Annotated in this window: 4 protein-coding genes and 1 pseudogene; 1 reads left to right on the top strand and 4 read right to left on the bottom strand. The window is 53.5% G+C overall.

Annotation, left to right across the window (positions count from 1 at the left end; all coding sequences use genetic code 11):
* A pseudogene (locus tag F8I07_RS04080) lies at positions 1-325 on the top strand (tRNA pseudouridine(38-40) synthase TruA); the annotation flags it as partial.
* Positions 326-335: 10 nt separating this feature from the next.
* On the opposite strand, the gene uvrA reads toward F8I07_RS04080, so the two are convergent.
* The 4 genes from uvrA to F8I07_RS04060 form a co-directional block, all read right to left on the bottom strand.
* Complete coding sequence (gene uvrA, locus F8I07_RS04075) at positions 336-3185, bottom strand: excinuclease ABC subunit UvrA (protein WP_292656074.1); 2850 nt, start codon at positions 3183-3185, stop codon at positions 336-338.
* A 206-nt stretch (positions 3186-3391) separates the two neighbouring features.
* Entirely contained in the window at positions 3392-4138 is a 747-nt protein-coding gene (locus F8I07_RS04070) for a sulfite exporter TauE/SafE family protein (RefSeq protein ID WP_292656071.1), read from the bottom strand.
* A 160-nt stretch (positions 4139-4298) separates the two neighbouring features.
* A complete protein-coding gene (locus tag F8I07_RS04065) occupies positions 4299-5498 on the bottom strand; it encodes an IS256 family transposase (protein ID WP_292656068.1) in 1200 nt (399 codons plus the stop codon).
* 18 nt (positions 5499-5516) lie between these two features.
* Positions 5517-6342 (bottom strand): RHS repeat-associated core domain-containing protein (locus F8I07_RS04060; RefSeq protein ID WP_292656064.1); only part of this gene is annotated, 826 nt, incomplete at its 5' end.

The following is a 6342-nucleotide window of genomic DNA, read 5'->3' as shown; positions in this document are numbered from 1 at the left end:
TTGGGGAAACTTGCAGGAAGCTCTCGCCCTTTTCCGGGGGACACACGATTTCAGATACTTTATGAAGACAGGATCCGATATCCGCAGCAGCGTTCGGGATATCCACAAGGCCTACGCCCTGCAGCGGCGGGGCTACGGCTTCATCTATTTTCACGCAAACGGCTTCCTCCGCGCGCAGGTACGGATGATGATCCACGCCGCCGCTGCCGTCGCCGATGGCACCCTGACCCTCTATGAGCTTGAAGAGCAGCTTGCTACCGCCAAGCGGCACTGCACCGGCCTCGCCCCGCCCGAGGGACTCTATCTGGCTAGGGTTCTGTACTGAATGAAGCCATTCACTCCGGCTCTTCCTCATCCATCCCCAGCTCCTGCGCCAGGTATTTTCCGGTGTAGCTTCCGGTTGCGTGCCAGGTAGCCGCCAACTCCTCAGGGGTTCCCGTCGCGACGATCTTCCCGCCTTTGTTTCCGCCTTCCGGGCCCATATCGACGATATAGTCGGCGTTTTTGATCATATCCAGATTGTGCTCGATGACGACGACGCTGTTGCCCAGCTCCGTCAGGTGATGCAGTACGCCCGTCAGCCGGTCTACATCGGCGAAATGCAGCCCCGTGGTGGGCTCGTCCAGGATGTAGAGCGTCCGGCCCGTATCCTTTCGGCTGAGTTCTTTGGCCAGTTTGATCCGCTGGGCTTCGCCTCCGGAGAGGGTCGTGGCGTTTTGGCCCAGTTTGATGTAGTCCAGGCCGACGGCCATCAGGGTTTTGAGTTTGGCGGCGATCGCCGGGATTGCCTTGAAAAACTCCATCGCCTCTGCGACACTCATATTCAGGACTTCGGCGATGTTTTTGCCTTTGTAGCGTACCTCCAGGGTCTGCTCGTTGTAGCGGGCTCCCCCGCAAGCGTCGCAGGTGACCATCACATCAGGGAGGAAGTGCATCTCGATCTTGATCTGCCCTTCTCCCTGGCACTTTTCGCAACGCCCACCTTTGACGTTGAAGCTGAAGCGCCCCACTTTGTAGCCCCGCAGCTCCGCCTCTTTGGTCTGGGCGAAGAGTTTGCGGATCTCGTCCATAACCCCGGTGTAGGTGGCCGGATTGGAGCGCGGGGTGCGGCCGATGGGGCTCTGATCGAGATAGATCACCTTGTCCAGATGTTCCAGGCCATTGATCTCCACCCCTTCGACCCGATTGACCTTTTTGGCGCGATTGAGGATCTCCCTCGCGGTGGGCAGGAGGGTCTGGAGGATCAGGGAGCTTTTGCCGCTGCCGCTGACGCCCGTGACGCAGACGAAGTTCCCCAGGGGAAGTTTCGCCGAGAGATTTTCGATGTTGTTGATGGTGACGTTGCGAATCTCCAGCCACTGCTCTCTGGGGCGCTCGGCGTGAGGATAGGCGATCTCCTTCTTACCGTAGAGGTACTGAGCGGTGAGGGTTTTGGCCCGGCGCAGTTTTTCCGCTTTTCCGGAGAAGACGATCTCTCCGCCGTACTCCCCCGCTCCGGGGCCGATGTCGACGATATGATCGGCGGCCAAGATCGTCTCTTTGTCGTGTTCGACGACGATGACGGTGTTGCCCTTGTCCCGTAGAGACTGCAGCGTGCGGATGAGCCGAAGCGTGTCGCGCTCATGCAGGCCGATACTGGGCTCGTCGAGGACGTACATCACCCCAGTCAGTCCTGAGCCGATCTGGCTGGCGATACGGATTCGCTGGGCTTCTCCTCCGCTGATCGTCCGGGCATCCCGGCTGAGAGTCAGATAACCCAGTCCAACATCGTAGAGGAAAAAAAGCCGCTCTCTGATCTCCTTGAGTATCGGTTCGGCGATAAGCTTCTGCTGCTCGGTGAAATGGGAGAAATTGCCCTCGTCGGCGAAATAGGCGTAGCTCTCCTCGATCGGCATGTTGATGATCTCGGCGATATTCTTCCCCTCGATCCTGACCGCCAGGGAACGGGGGCGCAGACGGTTTCCACCGCACTGGTCGCAGACCTTTTCGGTCATATAGTCGGCCAGATCCTTTTCGTCGGTAAACATCTCATGGGCAAATTTGACGACCCCGGGCCACTCCCGCTTGAGCGTGTGGCGCTTCCAGAGGAATTTCACCGGTTCGCTTCCCACCCCGTAGAGGATCTGCTTGCGCTGATGTTCGGGAAGCTCTTCCCAGGGGACATCGGTCGGGATGCCGTTTTGCTCGCAAAAAGCGGTGAGAAATTTGGAATAATAGCTCTTGTTGAAGCCATGCATGATCCGCACCGCTCCCTCCGAAACCGTCCGTGAAGAGTCGATGATCTTGCTCAGGTCGAGGGTATAGCGGATCCCCAGGCCGTCGCAGGCGGGGCAGGCTCCTTTGGGGGAGTTGAAGGAGAAGCTCACCGGCTCCAGGGGCTCGAAGCTCAGTTTACAGTCGAAACAGGCCAGATGCTCCGAATAGTGATAGTCTTTCCGCTCCAGCGCCAACTCTTCGTGGTTGAGCACTTCGATCTCCACTTCACCGTAGCTCTCTTTGAGGGCCTTTTCGATGTCCTGTCCGATCCGCTCTTTCGAGCCCTCTTTGACCACGACCCGGTCGATGACCACTTTGATGCTGTGCTTTTTGGTCTTGGCCAGCTCGATCTCGTCGTCGAGGCGTACCATCACTCCGTCGATCATCGCCCGAACATAGCCTTTGTGACGCAGGGACTCGATCAGATCGGCGAAGGTTCCCTTTTTCTCCTTGACCAGCGGTGCCATGATCACCAGCTTGGCTCCTTCGGGGAGGCGCAGCACTTCGGTGATGATGTCGCTGGCGCTCATACTGGAGATGGGTTTGCCGCACTGATGGCAATACTGCCGCCCTACCCGGGCGAAGAAAAGTCGCAGATAGTCGTAGATCTCGGTGATCGTCCCCACGGTGGAGCGGGGGTTTTTGGAGGTGGTCTTTTGGTCGATGGCGATGGCAGGAGTGAGCCCCTCGATCTTGTCCACATCGGGCTTGCCCACCCGCCCCAGAAACTGCCGGGCGTAGGAGCTCAGCGACTCGATGTAGCGCCGCTGCCCCTCCGCGTAGAGAGTACTGAAGGCCAGTGTCGATTTACCGCTCCCGCTGATCCCGGTGATAACAACCATCTTGTTTTTGGGAATCTGCACATCGATGCTTTTAAGGTTGTGCTCGCGCGCACCTCTGACGTCGATGATGTCGTGCTTTTTGCTCATAGATTCTTCATTCCTTCGATCTTCTGTATTTTTATGACTTCCATTACACAGTATCTTTGACAGATACGTTTGGTGGGACCAAACCTACGTTTCATAAACTCATAAAACCATATTAATGTTTGGAAAACCCACCCAATAGCCAACAACAAATATACCAATAAGAAATTGCTTTCCTACCCACTACGTATTACCCTCTACCCACTTTTTTATTGCGCAAAAAACATCTTATAGACCATTATCGCCAGGATAAAAGCGTACATAATCACAATGAAATTCTTATGACTTTTGTTACTGACGTGCTCTTTGAGCCAGACACCCAGATAGACTCCCAGCAGAGAACCTACCCCGATGATCGTCCCGTGCAGCAGGTCGATCTCTCCGTGCACCAGGCGTCCCAGCATCCCTGCGACGGAGGAAAACACGACAAAAAAGAGTCCGGCACTGACCGCTTTCTTGACCGGATAGTGCAGAAGGCCCGAAAGCAGAGGGATCAGGATGATCGCCCCGCCAACCCCGATACTGATGGCGATGACACCGATCCCCATCCCAATGATGAAAAGCAGCCATTTTTGGAGGGTTTTACTCTCGCCGGCGTCTTCGTGGACTTTGGAGGTTATCATCCGCAGCAGGGCAAAAAGGACAAAACCGATGAAGACGAACTGCAAAAAGCGCCCGGAAACGAAAGAGGTCAGATAGCCACTCAGATAGCCGCCCATGAACCCGCCAAATCCGACGAAAAGCCCCTCACCCAGTACCAGAGTCCCCCTGCGCCAGTTGAGGAAAGATCCATACAGAGAGCTGAAGACCATCTGCATCACGGAGATCCCGACCGCCGTCTTCATCCCATAGCCCATCAGAAGCAGCACGGGTACAAGAACCGTCCCTCCCCCGATCCCGAAAAATCCGGAGAGCGCACCGATCCCCATCCCTACAAACGCCAGCAAAATTTCCATAAGGGTCCTCTATTGAGAAATACGCGATTATACCATTTTGCTACCGGCGCCATACGTGATATCGGTTAATAAATATTGAGGGCACCTCTAATATGTAGATAAAGAACAAGGGGACTGTTCAGAATTTTGTGTCAGCACCCGATAGTTGAATAGGATCATATCATAGATCCAAAGCATCGTCCAACCTGCCTTCGAAGAAGATGGCCAGCTGTGAGAGTGTCAGGCTCCAATTTTGTATCGGCATCGTCCATTTCTTCTGGGCGTTCTGAATCCCCAGATAAAGAAGTTTGAGCAGGCTGTTTTCGTTGGGGAATGCCCCCTTGGTCTTGGTAAGCTTGCGAAACTGCCGATGGATCGATTCGATGATGTTGGTCGTGTAGACGATCCGTCGGATATCCTCAGGATACTTGAAGTAGTTGGAGAGGTTCTCCCACTTGTTCCGCCAGGATTGAATGACGATGGGATACTTCGCTCCCCACTTCTCTTCCAATCGATCCAACTCCGTTTCGGCCGCCTCTTTTGAAACGGCCTGATAGACCGACTTGAGATTCTTGCTAAACTCCTTTTTGTTTTTGGAAGCGATGTATTTGAGGGAATTGCGGATCTGGTGAACGACACAAAGCTGCACCTCCGTCTTGGGGAAAATGGCGTTGATGGCCTCGGGAAAGCCGCTAAGCCCATCGACGGAGGCAATCAGGATATCTTTTACGCCCCGGTTGTTCAGATCGGTCAATACCTGCAGCCAGAAGTTGGCCCCTTCACTCTCACTGAGATAGAGCCCCAGGACCTCTTTTTTCCCGTTCAACCGGATGCTGAGGATCGTGTAGACGGCTTTGGAAACGTAACGTCCGTCCTCTTTGACCTTGTAGTGGATTGCGTCAAGCCAGACGAAAGGATAGATCGCTTCTAAGGGGCGTTGCTGCCACGCTTTGAGCAGGGGGATGATCTTATCGGTTACGGCACTGATGGCGGCAGTGGAGAAGCTGACCCCGTAGATCTCTTCCAGATGTCCTCGGATCTGGGTGTAACTGTTACCCAAGGCATAAAGCGATAGGATCTTCTCTTCGATCTGATCGCTCATACTGCGTTGATGCTTTTTGACGATCTGGGGCTCGAAGGTTCCGTTACGGTCTCGGGGAACTTCCAGCTCGAACTCCCCTACGGAGCTTTTCATCCGCTTGGAGCTTTTACCGTTTTTACGGTTTCGGATCTCCTGAGATAGGTGGGATTCCAGCTCGGCCTCCAGAGCCGCCTCGGTAAGCTGTTTTATGAGCGGAGCCAGCACCCCGTCTTTTCCGTCGATTTTAGCCCCGGCCTTGATCTGCTCCAGGGCCTCGTTCAAATCAAACTTGTCGTTCATGGTCAATCCTTTAGAATTTTAGATTCTATCGGACTGACACAAAATTTCTAACGGTCCCCCTACTCCTTTGAGTGCATTAGGAAACCTAACCCAATGTTTTCTAACAGGATTATACATAGGATTACTTCCTTTCCAGCTTCTAGGCATAAACCTATATCGATAAGGATCAGAAAGTGCATGTGTACTTTTAGGAACATAATTCCCATTCCATATACTTCTTGGTCCACCTGCTCTATTTGGGATCCAATGGGAAAACTCTTTGCCTTTTCCGGCTGCTCCACCCCAGCGAACGCCTAAAGCCCCCAATGCAGCAGAAGCAGCTACGCTATACCAATTTACACAGTGAATATTCCATCCATTGGTAGCAAGTTGAATGAATAAATCCAAGCCTGCACCTAAGCCTGCACCAATAATAAAATTCCAAAATTCCCCACTTGGATCCACCAAATCCACCGGATCATCGGCTACATACCTGTAAAAGTTAAAATTCCCGCTGGCAAACCCTATCGGATCCTCTGAGATGAATCGTTGGATCGTGGGATCGTAGTATCTGGCTCTGTAGTAGTAGAGATCTTGTGTGTCTACGACTCTTCCGGTGTAGCCGTATGGGTTGTTTGTCTCTACGGTTTTGGTATGTGCAACTATTCTACCATAGTGGTTATCGTAGGTAAAGTGTTCGACTTCGTTGCCCTCTTGGTCTGTGAGGCTAAGGATGGAGCCTTGGTGGTCTCGGTGGTAGTAGAATGTTCCGTTGGCGTTGGTGATGCTTAGCGGTGTGTCGATGCTCTCATCATGGGTGATGGTGGCGATGACGTTGTTGTCGTTATCGAGGATGGCGATGATG

Source organism: Nitratifractor sp., assembly GCF_015487065.1.
Lineage (GTDB): Bacteria > Campylobacterota > Campylobacteria > Campylobacterales > Sulfurovaceae > Nitratifractor.
This window is presented reverse-complemented; position numbering and strand designations above follow the sequence as displayed.